The sequence below is a fragment of the Pseudooceanicola marinus genome (genome assembly GCF_002786295.1).
In the GTDB taxonomy this organism is placed as follows: domain Bacteria; phylum Pseudomonadota; class Alphaproteobacteria; order Rhodobacterales; family Rhodobacteraceae; genus Pseudooceanicola; species Pseudooceanicola marinus.
Window position 1 is genome coordinate 275,094 of record NZ_PGTC01000010.1, and the last position, 18,983, is coordinate 294,076.

Annotated in this window: 19 protein-coding genes; 11 read left to right on the forward strand and 8 right to left on the reverse strand. The window is 66.6% G+C overall.

Annotation, left to right across the window (positions count from 1 at the left end; all coding sequences use genetic code 11):
- Window positions 1–23: 23 nt before the first annotated feature.
- The gene (locus CVM50_RS05520) at window positions 24–803 is read left to right on the forward strand and encodes a succinate dehydrogenase iron-sulfur subunit (RefSeq protein WP_085887613.1); all 780 of its coding nucleotides are present in this window, start codon (window positions 24–26) and stop codon (window positions 801–803) included.
- Window positions 804–993: 190 nt separating this feature from the next.
- On the opposite strand, the gene CVM50_RS05525 is transcribed toward CVM50_RS05520, so the two are convergent.
- The 3 genes from CVM50_RS05525 to CVM50_RS05535 are packed head-to-tail and all read right to left on the reverse strand — an operon-like array spanning window position 994 to window position 3,522.
- Window positions 994–1,773 carry a MetQ/NlpA family ABC transporter substrate-binding protein gene (locus CVM50_RS05525; protein WP_085887612.1) on the reverse strand — a complete coding sequence of 260 codons (780 nt, stop codon included), beginning with the start codon at window positions 1,771–1,773 and terminating at the stop codon, window positions 994–996.
- A gap of 23 nt (window positions 1,774–1,796) precedes the next feature.
- Window positions 1,797–2,471 (reverse strand): methionine ABC transporter permease, encoded by a 675-nt coding sequence (locus tag CVM50_RS05530; protein ID WP_085887611.1) that lies wholly within the window; start codon window positions 2,469–2,471, stop codon window positions 1,797–1,799.
- Window positions 2,461–3,522 (reverse strand): methionine ABC transporter ATP-binding protein, encoded by a 1,062-nt coding sequence (locus CVM50_RS05535; protein WP_085887610.1) that lies wholly within the window; start codon window positions 3,520–3,522, stop codon window positions 2,461–2,463. The genes CVM50_RS05530 and CVM50_RS05535 overlap by 11 nt, the downstream gene beginning before the upstream one ends.
- A 284-nt stretch (window positions 3,523–3,806) precedes the next feature.
- Between CVM50_RS05535 and CVM50_RS05540 the strand changes: the two genes are divergently transcribed.
- From CVM50_RS05540 to CVM50_RS05555, 5 genes are all read left to right on the forward strand, one after another.
- A complete protein-coding gene (locus CVM50_RS05540; protein ID WP_085887948.1) occupies window positions 3,807–4,601 on the forward strand; it encodes a lysozyme family protein in 795 nt (264 codons plus the stop codon).
- A 129-nt stretch (window positions 4,602–4,730) separates the two neighbouring features.
- Window positions 4,731–4,889: a hypothetical protein gene (locus CVM50_RS21280; protein WP_157792131.1), complete on the forward strand. Its 159-nt coding sequence runs from the start codon at window positions 4,731–4,733 to the stop codon at window positions 4,887–4,889.
- A gap of 93 nt (window positions 4,890–4,982) precedes the next feature.
- Window positions 4,983–5,189: a hypothetical protein gene (locus CVM50_RS05545; RefSeq protein WP_085887609.1), complete on the forward strand. Its 207-nt coding sequence runs from the start codon at window positions 4,983–4,985 to the stop codon at window positions 5,187–5,189.
- Between the two features lie 314 nt (window positions 5,190–5,503).
- Window positions 5,504–6,682 (forward strand): type III PLP-dependent enzyme, encoded by a 1,179-nt coding sequence (locus CVM50_RS05550; protein WP_100148448.1) that lies wholly within the window; start codon window positions 5,504–5,506, stop codon window positions 6,680–6,682.
- Between the two features lie 147 nt (window positions 6,683–6,829).
- Window positions 6,830–7,672, forward strand: coding sequence for an urea carboxylase-associated family protein (locus CVM50_RS05555; protein WP_198431859.1), 843 nt, complete (start codon window positions 6,830–6,832; stop codon window positions 7,670–7,672).
- A 45-nt stretch (window positions 7,673–7,717) separates the two neighbouring features.
- Here the strand turns inward: CVM50_RS05555 and CVM50_RS05560 are convergent, their stop codons facing one another.
- The 5 genes from CVM50_RS05560 to CVM50_RS05580 all read right to left on the reverse strand — a co-directional run bounded on the left by CVM50_RS05560 (window position 7,718) and on the right by CVM50_RS05580 (window position 13,051).
- A complete protein-coding gene (locus CVM50_RS05560) occupies window positions 7,718–8,710 on the reverse strand; it encodes an aldo/keto reductase (protein ID WP_085887607.1) in 993 nt (330 codons plus the stop codon).
- Window positions 8,707–9,411, reverse strand: a complete 705-nt coding sequence (gene deoD, locus CVM50_RS05565) for a purine-nucleoside phosphorylase (protein WP_085887606.1) — start codon at window positions 9,409–9,411, stop codon at window positions 8,707–8,709. Before deoD ends, CVM50_RS05560 begins: the two co-directional genes overlap by 4 nt.
- A 118-nt stretch (window positions 9,412–9,529) precedes the next feature.
- Window positions 9,530–10,570, reverse strand: coding sequence for a hypothetical protein (locus CVM50_RS05570; RefSeq protein ID WP_085887605.1), 1,041 nt, complete (start codon window positions 10,568–10,570; stop codon window positions 9,530–9,532).
- A gap of 107 nt (window positions 10,571–10,677) precedes the next feature.
- Window positions 10,678–10,971 carry an acylphosphatase gene (locus tag CVM50_RS05575; protein ID WP_085887604.1) on the reverse strand — a complete coding sequence of 98 codons (294 nt, stop codon included), beginning with the start codon at window positions 10,969–10,971 and terminating at the stop codon, window positions 10,678–10,680.
- 52 nt (window positions 10,972–11,023) lie between these two features.
- A complete protein-coding gene (locus CVM50_RS05580; protein ID WP_408634047.1) occupies window positions 11,024–13,051 on the reverse strand; it encodes a methylmalonyl-CoA mutase family protein in 2,028 nt (675 codons plus the stop codon).
- Window positions 13,052–13,399: 348 nt separating this feature from the next.
- Here CVM50_RS05580 and ccrA point away from each other — a divergent pair, with 348 nt between their 5' ends.
- The 5 genes from ccrA (at window position 13,400) to CVM50_RS05605 (ending at window position 18,982) form a co-directional block, all read left to right on the forward strand.
- Window positions 13,400–14,689 carry a crotonyl-CoA carboxylase/reductase gene (gene ccrA / locus CVM50_RS05585; protein ID WP_085887602.1) on the forward strand — a complete coding sequence of 430 codons (1,290 nt, stop codon included), beginning with the start codon at window positions 13,400–13,402 and terminating at the stop codon, window positions 14,687–14,689.
- A 129-nt stretch (window positions 14,690–14,818) separates the two neighbouring features.
- Window positions 14,819–15,103, forward strand: coding sequence for a hypothetical protein (locus CVM50_RS05590; protein ID WP_085887601.1), 285 nt, complete (start codon window positions 14,819–14,821; stop codon window positions 15,101–15,103).
- A gap of 271 nt (window positions 15,104–15,374) precedes the next feature.
- Complete coding sequence (locus tag CVM50_RS05595; RefSeq protein ID WP_232618167.1) at window positions 15,375–16,241, forward strand: LysR family transcriptional regulator; 867 nt, start codon at window positions 15,375–15,377, stop codon at window positions 16,239–16,241.
- A 228-nt stretch (window positions 16,242–16,469) separates the two neighbouring features.
- Window positions 16,470–18,023, forward strand: a complete 1,554-nt coding sequence (locus CVM50_RS05600) for an ABC transporter substrate-binding protein (RefSeq protein ID WP_085887599.1) — start codon at window positions 16,470–16,472, stop codon at window positions 18,021–18,023.
- On the forward strand, window positions 18,023–18,982 hold the full coding sequence (locus CVM50_RS05605) for an ABC transporter permease (RefSeq protein WP_085887598.1): 960 nt from the start codon (window positions 18,023–18,025) through the stop codon (window positions 18,980–18,982). The genes CVM50_RS05600 and CVM50_RS05605 overlap by 1 nt, the downstream gene beginning before the upstream one ends.
- Window position 18,983: the final 1 nt, after the last annotated feature.

Here is an 18,983-nt window from a genome sequence, read left to right on the forward strand (position 1 = left end):
GACACACAACCGGAGGCCTGAACATGGTTCAACTGACCCTTCCTAAGAATTCCCGTATGACCACGGGCAAGACCTGGCCCAAGCCGGAGGGCGCCACGAATGTCCGCAAGTTCAAGATCTACCGCTGGTCCCCCGAAGAAGGCGGCAACCCCCGTGTCGACACCTACTTCCTCGACATGGACAAATGCGGTCCGATGGTCCTGGACGCGCTCATCAAGATCAAGAACGAGATCGACCCGACCCTGACCTTCCGTCGGTCCTGCCGCGAAGGGATCTGCGGCTCCTGCGCGATGAACATCGACGGGGCCAACACCCTGGCCTGCATCTTCGGCCTGGACGAGGTGAAGGGCGACGTGACGATCTACCCGCTGCCGCACATGCCGGTGGTGAAGGACCTGATCCCGGATCTGACGCACTTCTACGCGCAGCACGCCTCGATCATGCCCTGGCTGGAAACCAAGACCAACCGCCCCGCCAAGGAATGGCGCCAGTCCATCGAGGATCGCAAGAAGCTCGACGGCCTCTATGAATGCGTGATGTGCGCCTCCTGCTCCACCTCCTGCCCCAGCTACTGGTGGAACGGCGATCGTTACCTCGGACCGGCCGCGCTGCTGCATGCCTACCGCTGGCTGATCGACAGCCGGGACGAGGCCACCGGCGAGCGTCTGGACCAGCTGGAAGACCCCTTCAAGCTGTACCGCTGCCACACCATCATGAACTGCGCCAAGACCTGCCCCAAGGGTCTGAACCCGGCGAAGGCCATTGCCTCGATCAAGCAGATGATGGTCGAACGCGCCGTCTGAGGTCGCCACAGACCGCAAGACATCGAAAGGCCCCGGTCCGAAAGGTCCGGGGCCTTTGCCGTTTCGGGGATGTCTCGGCCGGGGGGCAGGGCAGGGGCCTGCCGCGGGGCGCAGCCCACGAAAAACGCCGGCCCCCTTGCGGAGACCGGCGCGGAAGCGTCCCGCGGCCCGAGGGCCGCGAAAGCTGCCCTTACCAGGAGGTCAGGACGGTGCCGTTGTACTTCTCTTCGATGAAGGCCTTCACCTCATCCGAGTGGTAGGCGTCGACCAGCGGCTTGACCCAGGGCTCGTCCTCGTCGCCCTCGCGGACCACGATGATGTTCACGTAGGGGCTGTTTTCCTCGGTGGCGATGGCATCGGTCACCGGGTCGAGACCCGAGGCGATGGCGTAGTTGGTGTTGATCATCGCTGCATCGAGATCGGCCAGCGACCGCGGCAGCTGCGCGGCGTCAAGCTCCTGGATGCGGATGTCGCGCGGGTTGTCGGTGATGTCGAGCACGGTCGGCACGAGGCCCACGCCATCTGCCAGCGTGATCAGCCCCTTCTGCTGCAGAACCAGCAGGGCGCGGCCGCCGTTGGTGGGATCGTTCGGGATGCCGATGGTGGCACCGTCGGGGATCTCCTCGGGCGAGGCATAGTCCTCGGAATAGAGGCTCATCGGCGTGTTGATGGTGGTGGCCACCTCGACCAGCTCGAAGCCGCGGTCCTTCATCTGGTTTTCCAGATAGGGACGGTGCTGGAAGCTGTTGGCATTGATGTCGCCATCGGCCAACGCCTGGTTCGGCACAACGTAGTCCGAGAATTCGACCACGTCGATTTCGAGCCCCATTGGCTCGGCCACCTTGGCGACTTCTTCCATGATCTCGGCGTGCTCACCGGGCGAGACGCCGACGCTGATCTCCCAGTCCTGGGCCATGGCGGCCCCGGCGGTCAGTGCCAGAACGGAGGAAAGGGTCATCAGTTTCTTCATAGTGCTACTCCTTTTCAGAGACTTCAGGCGCCGCGGTTGCGCGGGGCCCGCTTGTCGACGCGCCGGGCGATCCATTCACCGATGGTCTGCACCAGCTGCACCAGGACAATCAGGATGACGACCACCATGGCCATGACGTCGGGCATGAACCGTTGATAGCCGTAGCGGATGCCGAGGTCGCCAAGCCCCTCGCCGCCGACGGCGCCGACCATGGCCGAGTAGCCGATCAGGCTCACCACGGCCAGCGTCAGGCCCAGCGTGATGCCCGGCAGCGCCTCGGGGATCAGGACCTTGCGGATGATCTGCATGGGCGTGGCGCCCATGGCACGCGCCGCCTCGATCAGGCCGCTGTCCACCTCGCGGATGGCGTTCTCGACCAGCCGCGCGATGAAGGGGATCGCCGCGATGGTCAGCGGCACGATGGCCGCCGTGGTGCCGATCGAGGTGCCGGCCACAAGCCGCGTGAAGGGGATGATCGCCACCACGAGAATGATGAAGGGGACCGAGCGTGTCGCGTTCACCACGACGCCCAGCACCTTGTTCACTGCAGGCGCCGACAGCAGCTCGCCCTTCTGCGAGCAGGCAAGGAAGACGCCGATGGGCAGGCCGCCCACGGCCCCCAGCAGTGTCGAGATCGCGACCATGTAGAGCGTCTGCCAGGTCGCCTCCATCAGCATGTTGATCAGGTTAGCTGACATAGCCGAGCACCTCCGTCCGCTGTTGGTTCTGTTGCAGGAAATTGCGCGCCTCGTCCGCCCGGTCGGCCTCGACCGAGATCAGCAGGTTGCCGAAGGGCCGCGCGTCGACCTCCTCGATGGCGCCGGCCAGGATGTTGACCTGCAGGCTAAGCTCCGTGCTCATCTTCGCCAGCAGCGGGTCGGTCGCGTTCTCGCCCACGAAGGTGATGCGCATCACCTCGCGCGCGGGGCCCGCGGGCCGCGTTTCGGTCAGCTCGCGCGCGATGAACTCCGGCAGGGTCACGCCGGTCACGCCCGACAGGAAGCTCTTGGTCGTGGGATGCTTGGGATCGGTGAAGATGTCGTAGGTCGATCCGTCCTCAACGATGTGACCGTCCTCGATCACCGCGACATGGCTCGCGATGTCGCGCACCACCGCCATCTCGTGCGTGATGAGCAGGATGGTCAGGCCGAGGTCGCGGTTGATGTCGCTCAGCAGTTCCAGGACCGTCTGGGTGGTCTCCGGATCCAGCGCCGAGGTGGCCTCGTCCGACAGCAGCACCTTGGGCTGCGTGGCCAGGGCGCGGGCGATGCCGACACGTTGTTTCTGTCCGCCCGACAGCTCCGCCGGGTAGCGCGCCGACAGCTCCTGCAGGCCGACGCGGGCCACCAGGTCGTCGACCCGCTTCTTGATCTCGCCCGAGGACATCCCGGAGATTTCCAGTGGCAGGGCCACGTTCTCGAACACGGTCCGCGAGGACAAGAGATTGAAATGCTGGAAGATCATGCCGACCTCGCGGCGGATATCGCGCAGGGCTTGCCCCTTGGCCTCGCCCACGTCGCGGCCGCCCACGAGGACCTTGCCCGAGGTCGGTTTCTCCAGCCCGTTGACCATGCGCAAGAGGGTGGATTTGCCTGCGCCCGACCGACCGATGATGCCGGTGATGGTTCCCGGTTCGACGCTCAGCGATATGCCTTCCAGCGCCGTGACCTGGCCGCCGCCCTTCTTCGGGAAGGACTTGCCGACCTCGTCGAATATGATGGCTGCTCCGGTAGAGCTTTCCGTCTTCATGCTGTTTCGGTTGCCTCCGGTTAGTGACCTGCAGGGGTAGACCCCAACAACCGCAAAGTCACAACCCCCCGCGCCTGAAGGGGACCGCAAACGTGCGAAAACTCCTTTGAATGCCGAAACAATTGGCTTTGACGTTGGGTCGCCCAAGGCAAGGTTGTCCGGGGGCGCACCACCGTGATGGAACGCCGATTGCGGCCTTCTGGCGATAATCCGGGGCCGCGACACCCGGTCTTAACCCGCCGGATGCCAGTGTCCGCCACGATTTGACGGATGCGGAGAAGCTGATGACCCGGTGGCGCCTGCCCCTGATCCTTTGCCTTGCCATGACATTACCAGGGCCACAGGCTCGGGCCTATTCCCTCATGCCCGAAGCCGAAGAGGCGCGGCCGCTGCTGGTGGCCGCCGCCCGTCCGATGCTGTCCCGGCCCGGGGCGACCCCCGCCGCCCCGGGGGCAGGGGCCCTTGCGGCAGCGCCGAAGGCCGTGCCCGCCGCCCCGGTGCCCAGCCTCTTCCGGGACCGTGAGGCCTCGTCGCTTTTCGCCCCCGTGCCGGATCGTGCACGGTTGTCGCCGCTGCGACCGCTGCCGCAGCGCCCGGGAACGGCCACGGCGCAGCTGTTGCACCTGATCGCCTCGGTGGAGGCGGATCCCTCGAAGGGCTACGATTCCGTGCAGTTCCAGGCCCGGATCAAACCGCCGAAGCCGCCCACGCAGATGACGCTGGACGAGATCCACGCCTGGATCCGCGCCACCCCGGGGCAGCAGCACGCCATCGGCCGCTATCAGATCGTGCCACAGACCCTGCGCGGGCTGCAGAAGCAGCTGGATCTGCCCGGGCACGCCCGGTTCGACGCGGCGCTGCAGGATCGGATGGCGGATGCCCTGCTGCAATTCGCGGGCTACGACCGCTTCCTGAAGGGGCAGCTGACTCGCACGGGGTTCATGAACAACCTGGCCCGCGTCTGGGCGGCGCTGCCGAATTCGTCGGGGCGGTCCCACTACCACGGGCTGGCGGGCAATCGGGCGGCCTTCAGCTGGGGGCATTTCTCCAACCGGATGAAGGCGATCTTCCCGCGCTGATGCTGCGCCGCGACGTCACCTTTGCACCCGCAGCATAGCGCCTCTTCCCGTTTGCCAGACCTGTCCGTGCCGGATCTGTGTCATAAGACCCCCAGGGAGGAGAGCCGAAGCAGATCAAGAGGCACTCCGATGACGACCACCGCTCCCACCCGCGAAGAGCTGATCCGCGCCCAGGCCGCGCTGGATGCCCTGAACGTGGCCTACGAATACTTCACCCCCGCCCCGCGCCTGGTCGTCTCGACCCCCGCCGAGGCGAAGGACTACGAGCCCTACACCGCCGCCGCCTGAGCCTTCGGGTATCGCGGTGATGTGACAGCGCGCGGCGTCTCCCTCGGGGCCGCGCGCTTGTCTTTTCCGGGCCGCGGGTTCAGATCTCCCCCCATGGTTCTTCTCATCCCCATCGGTTTCGCGATCTTCCTGATCTACATGTGGATCTGGGGTCCGTCGCCGACGAAATCCTGCCGCTGGCGCATGGATCGGTCCCGCGATCGCGACGGTCAGAGCTTCTACATCTGTCCCCTTTGCGGCGCCGAGCGGTTCACCGCCGATGGCAAGCCCCCCCGGATCTGCGCTCTGAAAGAGCCCTGATCGGCCTCATGCGGCGAAAAATCGGGCCTCGTCAGACTCTTGCAAATTTGCTCAAATTTACAGGGGGTTGCGAAGGGTTCGCGACGCCGAAAATTTTTCGGATCGCGGCTAAAAATACCTCTTGATCGAATCTTCGATTGGCCCGATATGCCCGGCCAAGACGCCAACGCACGCGCCTCTGTCGAAAGGGCAGCCTCTGGGTGACGGGTCATCGACCCTGGTCTCCTAGGCGAAACCTCTAGGGTTATGTAGCGACGGTAACGTCTCCCTTGGAACTGAGCGGTCATATATGGCCGGGTCTATTGGAGATGACCATGAACGCTTTCGTTGCCGATTTCTCGGCCCGCGCCTCCGTGCGCACTCAAAACCGTGTTGAAGCCTTCATCCGCCAGAACGATTTCGAGCGCCCCACGCTGGTGCTGGACATCGAGCGCGTGGACAGCCAGTACCGTGCCCTGGCCGAAGGCCTGGGTCGCGCCCGCATCCACTATGCCGTGAAGGCCAACCCGCAGCGCGAGATCATCGAGCGCCTGGTGAACCTCGGTTCCGGCTTCGACGCCGCATCGCGCGCCGAGATCGAGCTGTGCCTGAGCCTGGGCGCCCATCCCGACCACATCTCCTTCGGCAACACCGTGAAGAAGCCGCGCGACATCGCGTTTGCCTACCACGCCGGTGTCACCCTCTTCGCCGCCGATGCGCCCGAAGAGCTGGAGAAGATCGCCGAGCATGCGCCTGGCTCCGAGGTCTACATCCGCCTGATCGTCGATGCGTCGGAAGCCGACTGGCCGCTGTCGCGCAAGTTCGGCATCGCCCGCGAAGGCGCTGTTGCCCTGATGGACTATGCCGTCGAGCTGGGCCTGAAGCCCGTCGGCCTGTCCTTCCACGTCGGGTCTCAGACCAAGCGCGCCGAGATGTGGATCACCACGCTCGACCAGGTGGCCTCCGTCTGGAATGCGGCCATCGCCGCCGGCCATGAGCTGACCCTGCTGAACATCGGCGGCGGTTTCCCGGCCTATTACGGCGAAGAGATCCAGGGCCCGACCGCCTATGCGGCGCGCGTGATGGAACTGGTGACCGAACGTTTCGGCGACGTCCCCCACGTGATGGCAGAGCCGGGCCGCGGCCTGGTGGCCGAGGCCGGCGCCATCGCCGCCGAGGTGCTGCTGGTGTCGCGCAAGTCGGAAAACGACCTGCACCGCTGGGTCTACCTGGACATCGGCAAGTTCTCCGGCCTGGCCGAAACCATGGATGAGGCAATCCGCTACCAGTTCCTGACCGACCGCGACCACGAGGGCCACGGCCCCTGCATCCTGGCGGGCCCGTCCTGCGACTCGGCTGACGTGCTGTACGAAAAGCGCCCGGTCGATCTGCCGCTGGGTCTGCGCTCGGGCGACCGGTTCATCATCCGCAACTGCGGCGCCTATACCTCGACCTATGCCTCCATCGGCTTCAACGGCTTCCCGCCGCTGGACGTGGTTGTCCTGCAGGACTGATCCCTGCCAAATGTCATCTCCAGGGGAGGGGGTCGCCATCGGCGGCCCTCTTTCCGTTTGGGGGGCGGGGTGCGGCGCCTGTCGGATCCGTCGCGCCTCTTGCCCTCGGCGCGCGGCTGCGGTTCCTTGGCGCCAAAGGAGAGACCCATGACCCAGCCTGCCGACGCCGAAGACCGCCGCGCCATTCCGCCGGTGATCTGCTATCCCACCGCCACCTTGCCGCGCCCGGATCTGGCGCTCTATCGTGCCGCCCTGGACGGGGCGGAGGTCACCGAAACCCATGTGGCCGCTCCGCGCGAGGCGGCGAGTTTCACCGTGCCGGCGGGGCATTTCTTCCGCATCCGGTCGGTCGAGGGGCCGCAGGTCGGGGATCTGAACCTGTGGAACGCCAATGACATCTCGGAGCGCTTCTATTCCGGCAAGACCCGGGCGTTGCACGGCACTCATGTGACCACCGGCGAGCGTCTGTGGTCGTCCTTCCCCGGCTTCCGCCCCATGGCGACCATCGTGGAGGACAGCCTGGACTGGTACGGGATCGACGCCTACGGCAGCTCCGTCCATGACGTGATCGGCACCCGCTGCGATCCCTACACGCACAACCTGCTGTCCGGCGGGCAGTATCATCATTGCTGCCATTCCAACCTGACCCGGGCGCTGGCGCAGCACCTGGGCATGACGACGGCGGAGGCCGAGCCGCATGTGCATGACGTGCTGAACGTCTTCATGTGCACCGGGTTCACCCGCGACACCGGGCAGTATTTCATGAAGGCCAGCCCGGTGCGGCCCGGCGACCAGCTGACCTTCTTCAGCGAGATCGACCTGCTGGGGGCGCTGTCGGCCTGCCCGGGCGGCGATTGTTCGGCCGAGCACAGCTCGGACGCGGCGCGCTGCTATCCGCTGGAGATCGACATCCTGGCGCCGGCCGAGGGCGCGTTGCAGGGATGGGAAAGCCCGGCGCGGTCTGGATATGACGGCAGCCACGGCATGTGAGCGTCCGCTTTGGCCGGCCCCGGGGCAACCCCGGGGCCCGCGCGTTCAGCAGTAGCGTTCGATGGAGACCGTCTGGTGATCGCCGTAGCGGTCGCCCCAGGCCCAGCCGACGGGCAGGATCTCGGCGATCTCGGCCATCTCCTGCGGTCCCAGTTCGATCCGGTCGGCGTCCAGCCATTCGCGCAGGTGCGCAGCGGTGCGGGTGCCGGGGATCGGGATCACGTGATCGCCCTGCGCCATGACCCAGGCCAGCGCCGTGCCGGCCACGGTCCAGCCCCGGGCACGGCACCAGGCGCGGAACTCTGCCACCTTGCCGAGGTTCTGGGAGAAGTTCGGCTCGGTGAAGCGCGGGTTGCTCAGGCGGAAGTCGCCCTCGCGCATGTCTTCGCGCCGCACGGAGGCTTCGCCGAACATGCCCCGTGCCACGGGCGAGAAGGCGACGAAGCTGGTGCCCAGCTCCGCGCAGGTCTGGATCAGCCCCAGTTCCGGCAGGCGGGTCCAGAGGGAATATTCATTTTGCACCGCCGCCACCGGCAGCACCGCATGGGCGCGGCGCAGGGTGTAGGGCGCGATCTCCGACAGCCCGTAGCTGCGGATCAGCCCCTCGTCGATCAGGCGGCCCATGGTCTCGGCCACGTTCTCGATCGGGGTCTCCTGGTTGTGACGGTGGGCATAGAACAGATCGACGCTGTCCAGGCCGAGGCGGTCCAGCGACTGTTCCAGCTCGGCCCTCAGGTAGTCGTAGCTGTTGTCGATCCGCCGGTTCGGTCCCGGGATGATCGAGGCCTTGGTGGCGATGCGGATGCCGTCGGGTTTGCGGTCCGCCAGGTAGCGGCCCAGCACTGTCTCGCTGACCCCCATGCCGTAGATGTTGGCCGTGTCCCAGAAGGTGATCCCGGCCTCGACCGCGGCGTCGAGACAGGCGTGGGAGGTTTCCTCGTCGGTCGGCCCGAACATGCCGCCGAAGGACATGGCGCCGAAGGCCAGTTGCGGCACCATGATGCCGGTGCGGCCCAGTTCAACCTGTTTGAACGTCATGAGAATGCGGCCTCCAGGGCGATTTCGACCATGTCGCCGAAGCTGCGTTCGCGGTCTTCGGCGGGCAGGGCCTCGTGGGTGATGAGGTGGTCGGAGACGGTCAGGACCGCCAGGGCGCGGGCGCCGTAGCGCGCCGCGAGGGTATAAAGCTCGGCCGCTTCCATCTCGACGCCCAGGATGCCATGGCGGGTCATCTGCTCGTTCAGGTCGGGGCGTTCGTCGTAGAAGACGTCCGAGGAATAGATGCCGCCGGCGTGCACGCCCACGCCCTTCGCCAGCGCGGCGTCATGGGCGGCGCGCAGCAGGTCGTAATCGGCGCAGGGGGCATAGTTCAGTTCCCTGAAGACGCCCGACGACGGGGTGGACATGGTCGAGGCGGTCATCGCCAGGATCACGTCGCGGATCTTCACCTTCTCCTGCATGCCGCCGCAGGAGCCGATGCGGATCAGGGTCTTCGCGCCGAAATCGCGGATCAGCTCGTTGGCGTAGATCGACAGGGACGGCATGCCCATGCCGGATCCGTGGATCGTCACCCGGTGGCCGCGCCAGGTGCCGGTGAAGCCCAGCATGCCGCGCACCTCGTTCACCAGTTCGGCGCCCTCCAGGAAGGTTTCGGCGGCCCAGCGGGCCCTATAGGGGTCCCCGGGCATCAGCACGGTTTCGGCGATCTGGCCCGGTTGGGCCCCGATATGTACGGTCATGGCGTGTCCTTGTTCCTGGCGCCGGCGAGGGGCGCGCGCGTCGGCGCCAGACTAAGCACTGCGCCGGCGAGGGCAAGGTGGGGCGAGGGCAAGGTGGGTGCGGGCCCTGGAGGAGGCGTCAGGGCACGAAAAGTGTGCCGTAGCCCAGGTTCCGTTCGGGGGTCGGCACGGTCACGGTGACCGGGGGCCGGCGCCCGCCGGGGCCGTAGACCTCGTAAGGGGTCAGCGGGTCATAGCTGGTCGGCCCGCAATCCAGCCGCTCGATCCCCTGGGCTTCGGGGCGGATGCGGCAGTCGGAGGCCGGGCGCAGCGCCCCGATCGGCGCTGAGGCTGAGGCGCCGGGGTGAGGGATCGCCCGGGTGTAGGTCATCGACAGGCGCGGCACGGCGGCCTCGCCCGGGGTGTAGCGCGCGCCGAGTCTCGCCTCCAGTGCGCTGCCCGGCGGCAGGTAGCGCGTCATGCGGCCCTTCAGCGACAGGGTGCCGATGCCGCGCGCATCGCGTTCCGAGGTCGCGGCGTAGTGGAAGAGGCTGAGGCGGCCGCCCAGTTCCAGCCCGGTACCGAGGCTGCGCGTCCAGTCGAGGTAGCCGTCGAGGCCCGCGCGGGGCACGTTCGTCCCCGAGAGGGTCTGGCGGGAGGCATAGTCCGCGAAGGGCAGGTAGAGGTTGGAGCCGAAACGCAGGCGCGAGCCCTGCAGGGCCCAGCTCGTGGCCTGTTCATACTCCACACCGAGGCTGGCCTGGCCCATCAGCCGGTTGCGCCCGGGCGGGGCGCCCAGGTCGAGGTAGGAATTGATGCCCCAGACCTGGCCGCCCGGCAGAACGCTGCGCCAGGCCCGGCCCCAGGAAAAGCGCAGGGTCTGGTCCTGCCGGTTGCCGGTCAGGGAAAACCGCAGCGCGTCGAAGCGTCCGCGCCGGTCGGTCACCACGGAAGGGGTGAAGAGGCCGAAGCTCAGCTCGGCCCAGTTGTCGCGGGCGGCCAGCCCGTAGGAGCCGGAGGCGGCATAGGACACGGCCCCGGGGCGCAGCAGGCTGGTGGCGGGGTTGGCCTGGGCCGTGGGGATGGGACGGGACAACAGGACGAAGATCAGCATCCCGCTGACAGCGATGCGCCAGGGAGAGGACAGGCGGGCGGGCAGGGGAGAATACCGACCGGTCATGGGGGTAAAATGCGAGTCTTGCGCGCGGGTTCCACTCACGCCCGCGTGGGTGGGGCGCATGGGCGGCGGCTCGCCGGCCCGGGGCTGCAGATGCCGGAGATGTCAGCTCAGCGGCGGATCCCGAAGCCGATCAGCGTATCGTCCGGCGCGGCCTCCGTGCTGTTCACGGCGCTGACCCGGGCGGCTGTCGGCCCATCCTGCGCGGCCCGGATCAGGGCGGCAACGGCCTCTTCCGGGCCCTGGACCAGGGCTGTGACACTGCCGTCGGCCTCGTTCTGCACCCAACCGGACAGGCCGAGGCTGCGGGCGCGGTCCTGCGTCCAGGCGCGATAGCTGACACCCTGAACGCGGCCGGTAATGCGCAGGTGGTGGGCGACATCTGGGGACGTGTTGTCGGACATATGGACTCCTCTCCCGCCCAGCCTGACACGCGCGGCTGGGCGGGAAAAGGGATCAGGCGGCGGCCTCGTCCGGAGTCGCCAGGGTCACCACGTCCTGCATGATGGTGTTCAGGGCGAAATCCTTCGGCGTGTAGATCCGCGCCACCCCCATCTCGCGCAGCCGTGCCGCGTCGGCCTCGGGGATGATGCCGCCGAGGATCAGGGGCACATGGCCGAGGCCCTCGTCCCGCATGCGCCGCAGCACCTCTTCCACCAGGGGCATGTGGCTGCCCGATAGGATCGACAGGCCCAAAACATGCACCTCTTCCTCGCCGGCGCGGGCGACGATTTCCTCCGGCGTCAGGCGGATGCCCTCATAGTGGATGGCCATGCCGCAGTCGCGGGCGCGGCAGGCGATCTGTTCGGCGCCGTTGGAGTGGCCGTCGAGGCCGGGCTTGCCGATCATGAAGGTCAGGCGGCGCCCCAGTCGGGCTGAGACGGCATCGACCGCGCCGCGCAGCTCTTCCAGCCCCTGGGCCCGGTTCGACACGCCCGCGGCGACGCCCGTGGGGCCGCGGTACTGGCCATGCACCTGGCGCATCGCCTCGGCCCATTCGCCTGTGGTCACACCGGCCTTGGCGGCGATGATCGAGGCGGGCATGATGTTGTCGCCCGCGCGGGCCGCTTCGCGCAGCCCATCGAGGGCTGCCCGAACCGCGCCCTCGTCGCGCGCCGCCCGCCATTGGTCGAGGCGATCCACTTGGTCGGCCTCCACGGCCGGGTCCACGGTCATGATGCCGCCGTCCTCGCCCACCAGGGGCGAGGGTTCTGCCTCGGTCCAGCGGTTGACGCCCACGACCACGGTTTCCTCGCGCTCGATCCGGCCGACGCGGTCGGCGTTGCTCTCCACCAGGCGGGATTTCATGTAGTCGATCGAGCCGATGGCCCCGCCCATGCCGTCGAGGACCTTCAGCTCCTCCCGCGCGCCCTCTTTCAGCGCCGCGACCTTGGCATCAATCGCCGGGTTGCCGTCGAACAGGTCGCCATATTCCAGCAAATCGGTCTCATAGGCCAGGATCTGCTGCATACGAAGGGACCACTGCTGATCCCAGGGGCGCGGCAAGCCGAGCGCCTCGTTCCAGGCGGGCAATTGCACGGCGCGGGCGCGGGCCTTCTTGCTGAGGGTCACCGCCAGCATCTCGATCAGGATGCGGTAGACGTTGTTTTCAGGCTGCTGTTCCGTCAGGCCGAGCGAGTTCACCTGCACCCCGTAGCGGAAACGGCGAAACTTGGCATCCTCCACCCCGTAGCGGTCGCGACAGATCTCGTCCCACAGATCGACGAAGGCGCGCATCTTGCACATCTCGGTGACGAAGCGGATGCCGGCGTTGACGAAGAAGCTGATGCGCCCGACCACACGGGGGAAATCCTCCTCGGGCACGCGCGGGCGCAGGGCGTCCAGCACGGCGATGCCGGTGGCCAGGGCATAGGCCAGTTCCTGCTGCGGCGTCGCGCCGGCCTCTTGCAGGTGGTAGGAACAGACGTTCATCGGGTTCCACTTGGGAACCTCTTGGTAACAATATTCCGCCACATCCGCGATCATCCGCAGCGACGGTTCCGGCGGGCAGATATAGGTGCCCCGGCTGAGGTATTCCTTGATCAGGTCGTTCTGGACCGTGCCTTGCAGGACGCTGCGATCCGCCCCCTGTTCTTCTGCCACGGCGATGTACAGCGACAGGAGCCAGGGCGCCGTGGCGTTGATCGTCATCGAGGTGTTCATCTCGGCCAGGGGGATCTGGTCGAAGAGCGTGCGCATGTCGCCCAGGTGGCAGATCGGCACGCCGACCTTGCCCACCTCGCCGCGCGCCAGCACGTGGTCGCTGTCGTAGCCCGTTTGCGTCGGCAGGTCGAAGGCCACCGAAAGCCCCGTCTGCCCCTTCTTCAGGTTCGACCGGTAGAGCGCGTTGGACGCCTGGGCCGTGGAGTGCCCCGAATAGGTGCGGAACAGCCAGGGCCGGTCCTTGGCCGGTTGGGTCTGGGTCTGGTCGGTCATCTGGGCCTCCCCCTCTGCGCGCCGCCCGGGTGGGGCGGAATTTTGCAAGCAATTAAATTACTTCATGCGACAGATATTCGAAATAATGTGGCCATGTCAATTCGCCGCGACGCAGCGTCTCTCGCGCGTCGCGCGTCAGTCACGCGGCCCTGCAGCGGGCGGGTGTCCCTTGCGTGGTGCACCAGAGCCGTTTCCATCTGCGCCGAGTGGACCAGGGCCCGGGACCAGTCGTGAAAGGGCATTGGCCTGGCAGAGTGTTCCGGGCGCAATAATCGTATGAGACACAAAATTACCCAAACGCAGCGTCAGGCATTGCAAAGTTGCGCGACGAAATGTATCCCTCCCTTACACCCCGCGATTCTGCATTGCGGCAAAAGGTATGGAGGAGGCCCCGTGATGGCTTTGGACAACGAAACCGGCATCGCACCCTACGACGCGCCGGAGAAGGACCTCTACGAGATCGGCGAACTGCCGCCCCTCGGCTATGTGCCGAAGAAAATGTACGCTTGGGCGATCCGGCGCGACCGTCATGGCGAGCCCGAGCAGAGCTTCCAGCAGGAGGTCGTGGATACCTGGCAGATCGACAGCCACGAGGTGCTGGTCCTGGTGATGGCCGCGGGGGTGAACTACAACGGCGTCTGGGCCGGCCTCGGCCAGCCGATCTCCCCCTTCGACGGGCACAAGCAGCCCTATCATATCGCCGGTTCCGATGCCTCGGGCATCGTCTGGGCCGTGGGTGACAAGGTGAAGACCTGGAAGGTCGGCGACGAGGTGGTCATCCACTGCAACCAGGACGACGGCGACGACGAGGAATGCAACGGCGGCGATCCGATGTTCTCCCCCACCCAGCGGATCTGGGGGTACGAGACGCACGACGGCTCCTTCGCGCAGTTCACCCGCGTTCAGGCGCAGCAGTTGATGCCGCGACCCAAGCACCTGACCTGGGAGGAAAGCGCCTGCTACACGCTGACGCTGGCTACCGCCTACCGGATGCTCTTCGGCCATCACCCGCATGAGCTCAAGCCCGGGCAGAACGTGCTGGTCTGGGGCGCCTCCGGTGGCCTCGGCTCCTACGCGATCCAGCTGGCCAATACGGCGGGCGCCAATGCCATCGGTGTGATCTCGGACGAAAGCAAGCGCCAGTTCGTGCTGGATCAAGGCGCCAAGGGGGTCATCAACCGCAAGGAATTCAACTGCTGGGGCCAGCTGCCCACGGTGAACACGGCCGAATACGTCGAGTGGACCAAGGAGGCGCGCAAGTTCGGCAAAGCGATCTGGGACATCACCGGCAAGGGCGTGAACGTCGACATGGTCTTCGAACACCCCGGCGAGGCGACCTTCCCGGTCTCTACCCTGGTGGTGAAGAAGGGTGGCATGGTCGTCATCTGTGCCGGCACCTCCGGCTTTAACTGCACCTTTGACGTCCGCTACATGTGGATGCACCAGAAGCGTCTGCAGGGCTCGCATTTCGCCAACCTGAAACAGGCGGCCTCGGCCAACCGGCTGATGCTGGAACGGCGGCTCGACCCCTGCATGTCCGAGGTCTTCCCCTGGTCGGATATTCCACAGGCACACACCAAGATGCTGCGCAACGAGCACAAGCCGGGCAACATGGCCGTGCTGGTGCAGGCGCCTCGGACCGGGCTGCGTACCGTCGAGGATGTGCTGGAGGCCGGCCGGTCTTAACACTTTCTTTGCGTCCCGCGCGCAAGATGGTCGGTGTGCCCCCGGGCCGCCGGCCTTTTCGTGTCGGGGCAGGGGCGCCGGGCGGTACCGTCAGTGGTGAACCGGCCCGGCCTGTCAGGGAGAACTGCCATGCCGACGACCTATGATCGAACCCATGCGGGCTATCACGGCGCAAACCCGCGAGAGGCCGAGTACGTTCTTTCGAAGCTCAGCGCCGACCAGTGGATGATCGACGTCCTGGCCGATCTGCAGGAGGCGGCCCGGGACCGGGCGCTCTATACCTCTGCCGAGAAGCTCGCCCAGGTTAGCCGCGTCCTGCAGAACGAGATCACGCGCAAGCGCAACGACAGGATGCGATCTGCGCTGCAGGCGGGGCAGGAACAGGGACGGATGGCCGCTAGCCGGCGGCACTGACGGCGGCACTTACTGGCGCTGCCATTCTGATGCACAGGATCGCGAAGCGGCCTTGCCATGTCTGGCAGGTCGCATGCAGCAGCCCCGGGACGATGAGGGATCAGGGCGGGGCTGGGTTGCGCGCGGGCCTGCGTCGCGACGATCCGGGCATGGCGCCGGCCAGTATTCGGTGGTCGTGGCTGACAAGGGGCCCGTCCACGGACAATCTGCGGTTAGACCGTAGCGCCCTCGGCTGTATAAGCGCGACATGGATACCGGACGTCTTCCTCCCTTGCGCAGCCTCGTTGCCTTCCAGACCGTTGCCCGCTGCGGCAGCTTCACCCGTGCGGCGCAGTTGCTGGCCCTGACCCAAAGCGGGATCAGCCGGCAGATTGCCCAGCTTGAGGATTACGTCGGCGCGGCCCTTTTCGAGCGGCAGCCCTCCGGCGTGGTCCTCAGCCCGATCGGCGAAGAATACGCCAAGGAAGTGGGGCGCGCCCTTGATGCGCTGCAATCGCTGGAGGTTGACCAGTTCACCCGCCAGGGAATGGACCGGGTGACCATCGCCTGTTCGCGGGCGGTGGCCGACCTGTGGATGATGCCCCGCTTGCACGACCTGCGGGAAGCCTTTCCGGAGCTGGAGCTGAAGCTGGTGGTCAATGACTTCTTCGAGCAGCTGCGCCACGACGAATATGATCTGGCGATCTACTACCGCCCGGTGCGGCCGACGGATCACCAGGCGATTTCCCTCGCATCGGAAGAGATGTTTCCCGTCATGGCCCCGGGCGGTGTGCCGTTGACCGAGCAAGCAGCCCCGCTGCTGCTGACGGTGGAGGAGACACACAAGGAATGGACCGACTGGGGCAACTGGCTGGCCGCAGCCGGCCTGCGCCTGCCCGAGGGCGCAATGAGGTGGAAGCTGGGGGACTATCACCTGTCCATCGCCTCGGCCCGGCAGGGGGTCGGCGTCGCCATGGGCTGGAGCCTGTTCATCGTCGACGATCTGGAAAACGGCACTCTGGTGCCCGCCGATGCCCACCGCTTTCGCGGCCGTGGCCAGTACTACCTGATGCGACCGACCACCCGCCACCAACGTCGCATGGCCCGTCAGGTGGCCGACTGGCTGGAGGCGAGTAATCGGCGATGGTCCGGCGGCTGACGGGCCCGCCAGTTGCCTCTTCCCTGCGCAACGCGCCGAAAGGGGTATTGCGCCGGCCCGGTGCAAGCCGCTCAAAAGCCTTGGAAAAGTAGGTGTCTTGAGCGTCTCTCTTAGGGGTATGACAAAAAGTCATTTGTAAATTGGGGGTGCAATCGGGAGTTTTCGGGCGAATTTCCGGGTCTTTCCTCAGCTGGCCCGAAGCAATGCAAGACAGACAGTGGAGACGACATGACGAAGCCTCATGACCAACTTGGTATCAACCGCCGCGGCCTGCTGGCCGGGATGGCAGGCGCAGGTCTTTTGGGCGTGTCCGGGCTGCCCTTGCGGGCCCAGGAAACGCCGCGCCGGGGCGGGGTGCTGAAGCTGGGCATCAGCGGCGGTTCGACCACCGACGACTTCGATGTGCGCAAGCTGGCCGACTGGGTGCCGGTGAACCAGGCCTACATGGTGATGAATGGTCTGGTCGAAATCGACAGCGACAACATCGCTCAGCCCGAGCTGCTGGAAAGCTGGGAGGCCGAGCCCGGCGCCACCGTCTGGACCTTTGACGTGCGTCGGGGCGTGACCTTCCACAACGGCAAGTCGCTGACCGCCGATGACGTGATCTACTCGCTCAACCTGCACCGCGGCGACAGCTCCTCGGCGGCGCGGTCCATCGTGGCTCCGATCACCGAGATCGAGAAGACCGGCGACCACCAGATCCGTATCACCCTGGAGAGCGGCAACGCCGATCTGCCCTACGTGCTGTCCGACTATCACCTGCTGGTGGTGCCCGAGGGGTTCGACGACTGGTCGAACCCGGTCGGCACCGGCCCCTTCATCCCCGAACGGATCGAGCCGGGCGTGCGCGGCCGTTTCGTCCGCAACGAAGACTACTGGAAGCCCGGCTGCGCCAATGTGGACGCGGTTGAGGTGGTGGTCATCAACGACGTGACCGCGCGGACCAACGCGCTGATGTCCGGCCAGGTGCAGGCGATCAACGCCGTCGACTTCAAGACCGTGAACCTGCTGGGCCGCAACCCGCGTGTCGAGATCGTCCGCTCGGCCGGTGGCCAGCACTTCACCTTCCTGATGGATTGCACCAAGGCGCCCTTCACCGACGTGAACACGCGCCTGGCGATCAAACACGCGGTCGACCGGCAGCAGCTGTTGGACACCGCGCTGGCGGGGTATGGCCAGCTGGGCAACGATCACCCGATCCCGCAGACCGACCGGTTCCACAACTCGGAACTGCCGCAGCGGACCTATGACCCCGAGCAGGCGCAGTTCTACGCCCAGAAGGCCGGGATGGACCCGCTTGCCGTGACGCTTTCGGCCTCCGACGCGGCCTTCTCGGGCGCAGTGGATGCGGCGGCGGTGTTCCGCGCCGCAGCCACGGGGGCGGGCATCGATGTGACCATCGACCGCCAGCCGGCGGATGGCTACTGGTCCGATGTCTGGATGCAGGTGCCCTTCTGCATGTCCTACTGGGGCGGTCGCCCCACGGCGGACCAGATGCTGTCGATCGCCTATGAATCCACCTCGTCCTACAACGACACCCGCTGGGCGAACGAGCGTTTCGACCGCTTGCTGAAGGAAGCCCGCGCGCTTCTGGACGAGGAAAAGCGGCGCGAGATCTACTGGGAGTGCCAGGCGCTGATCCACAACGACGGCGGCGCGATGATCCCGATGTTCGGCGACTACCTCGACGCGGTCTCGACCGAGCTGCGCGGCGTCAAGCCTCATGCCATGTTCAACCTCATGGGCGCGCGCATGGCCGAGAAAGTGTGGTTCGACGCATAATGCTGACCCTTATCGCAAAACGAGCGGTGCTGGGCGTGTTCACGCTCTGGCTGGTCTCGGTGCTGGTCTTTGCCGGTACCGAGATCCTGCCAGGGGACGTGGCCGGTGCCATCCTCGGCCAAAGCGCCACGCCCGAAAGCCTTGCCCGCCTGCGTGCCGAGCTTGGCCTCGACGTGCCGGCGCTGCAACGCTACGCCGAATGGCTGACCGGGTTCGTGCAGGGGGACATGGGCCGGTCCATGGCCAGTGGGCAGCCGGTGGCCGACCTGCTGTGGCCGCGGTTCTGGAACACCATGGCGCTGGCCGCCTACGCGGGTGCGATCGCCGTGCCGCTGGCCGTGGGCCTGGGCATCACGGCGGCAGCGCTGCGCGGCGGCATCTTCGACCGGGTCAGCAACGTGGCGGCGCTCGCCTTCGTGTCGCTGCCGGAATACTTCCTCGGGCTGCTTCTGGTGCTGTGGCTGTCGGTCAAGACCGGCTGGCTGCCGAGCCTTGCCGACACCTATGACGGCATGGGGCTTGCGGCCTGGTTCCGCGCCACGACGCTGCCGATGCTGGTGCTGGTCATGGTGACGACGGCCCAGATCCTGCGCATGACCCGGACCACGGTGCTGGGCGTGATGGATCAGCCCTATGTGGAAACCGCGTTCCTAAAGGGCCTGCGCAACGGTCGCGTCGTATTGCGCCATGCCACGCCGAACGCCGCCGCGCCCATCGTCAACGTGGTGTCCTTCAACATCGCCTACCTGATCACCGGCGTCGTGCTGGTGGAGGCCGTGTTCAACTACAACGGGCTGGGCCGCTTCATGGTCGACGCCGTATCGCGCCGCGACCTGCCGCTGGTGCAGGCGGCCGCGATGATCTTCGGCGGGGTCTACGTGTTCCTGAACATGGTCGCCGACATAGCGGCCATCGCCCTGAACCCCCGCCTGCGCCACCCGCGCGGAAAGGAGGCCTGAG

What these genes read in the sequence shown, in the direction of transcription:
- CVM50_RS05520 (WP_085887613.1), top strand. Translation starts at nt 24, where the DNA reads ATGGTTCAACTGACCCTTCCTAAGAATTCCCGTATGACCACGGGCAAG.
- CVM50_RS05525 (WP_085887612.1), bottom strand. Translation starts at nt 1,773, where the DNA reads ATGAAGAAACTGATGACCCTTTCCTCCGTTCTGGCACTGACCGCCGGG.
- CVM50_RS05530 (WP_085887611.1), bottom strand. Translation starts at nt 2,471, where the DNA reads ATGTCAGCTAACCTGATCAACATGCTGATGGAGGCGACCTGGCAGACG.
- CVM50_RS05535 (WP_085887610.1), bottom strand. Translation starts at nt 3,522, where the DNA reads ATGAAGACGGAAAGCTCTACCGGAGCAGCCATCATATTCGACGAGGTC.
- CVM50_RS05540 (WP_085887948.1), top strand. Translation starts at nt 3,807, where the DNA reads ATGACCCGGTGGCGCCTGCCCCTGATCCTTTGCCTTGCCATGACATTA.
- CVM50_RS21280 (WP_157792131.1), top strand. Translation starts at nt 4,731, where the DNA reads ATGACGACCACCGCTCCCACCCGCGAAGAGCTGATCCGCGCCCAGGCC.
- CVM50_RS05545 (WP_085887609.1), top strand. Translation starts at nt 4,983, where the DNA reads ATGGTTCTTCTCATCCCCATCGGTTTCGCGATCTTCCTGATCTACATG.
- CVM50_RS05550 (WP_100148448.1), top strand. Translation starts at nt 5,504, where the DNA reads ATGAACGCTTTCGTTGCCGATTTCTCGGCCCGCGCCTCCGTGCGCACT.
- CVM50_RS05555 (WP_198431859.1), top strand. Translation starts at nt 6,830, where the DNA reads ATGACCCAGCCTGCCGACGCCGAAGACCGCCGCGCCATTCCGCCGGTG.
- CVM50_RS05560 (WP_085887607.1), bottom strand. Translation starts at nt 8,710, where the DNA reads ATGACGTTCAAACAGGTTGAACTGGGCCGCACCGGCATCATGGTGCCG.
- deoD (WP_085887606.1), bottom strand. Translation starts at nt 9,411, where the DNA reads ATGACCGTACATATCGGGGCCCAACCGGGCCAGATCGCCGAAACCGTG.
- CVM50_RS05570 (WP_085887605.1), bottom strand. Translation starts at nt 10,570, where the DNA reads ATGACCGGTCGGTATTCTCCCCTGCCCGCCCGCCTGTCCTCTCCCTGG.
- CVM50_RS05575 (WP_085887604.1), bottom strand. Translation starts at nt 10,971, where the DNA reads ATGTCCGACAACACGTCCCCAGATGTCGCCCACCACCTGCGCATTACC.
- ccrA (WP_085887602.1), top strand. Translation starts at nt 13,400, where the DNA reads ATGGCTTTGGACAACGAAACCGGCATCGCACCCTACGACGCGCCGGAG.
- CVM50_RS05590 (WP_085887601.1), top strand. Translation starts at nt 14,819, where the DNA reads ATGCCGACGACCTATGATCGAACCCATGCGGGCTATCACGGCGCAAAC.
- CVM50_RS05600 (WP_085887599.1), top strand. Translation starts at nt 16,470, where the DNA reads ATGACGAAGCCTCATGACCAACTTGGTATCAACCGCCGCGGCCTGCTG.
- CVM50_RS05605 (WP_085887598.1), top strand. Translation starts at nt 18,023, where the DNA reads ATGCTGACCCTTATCGCAAAACGAGCGGTGCTGGGCGTGTTCACGCTC.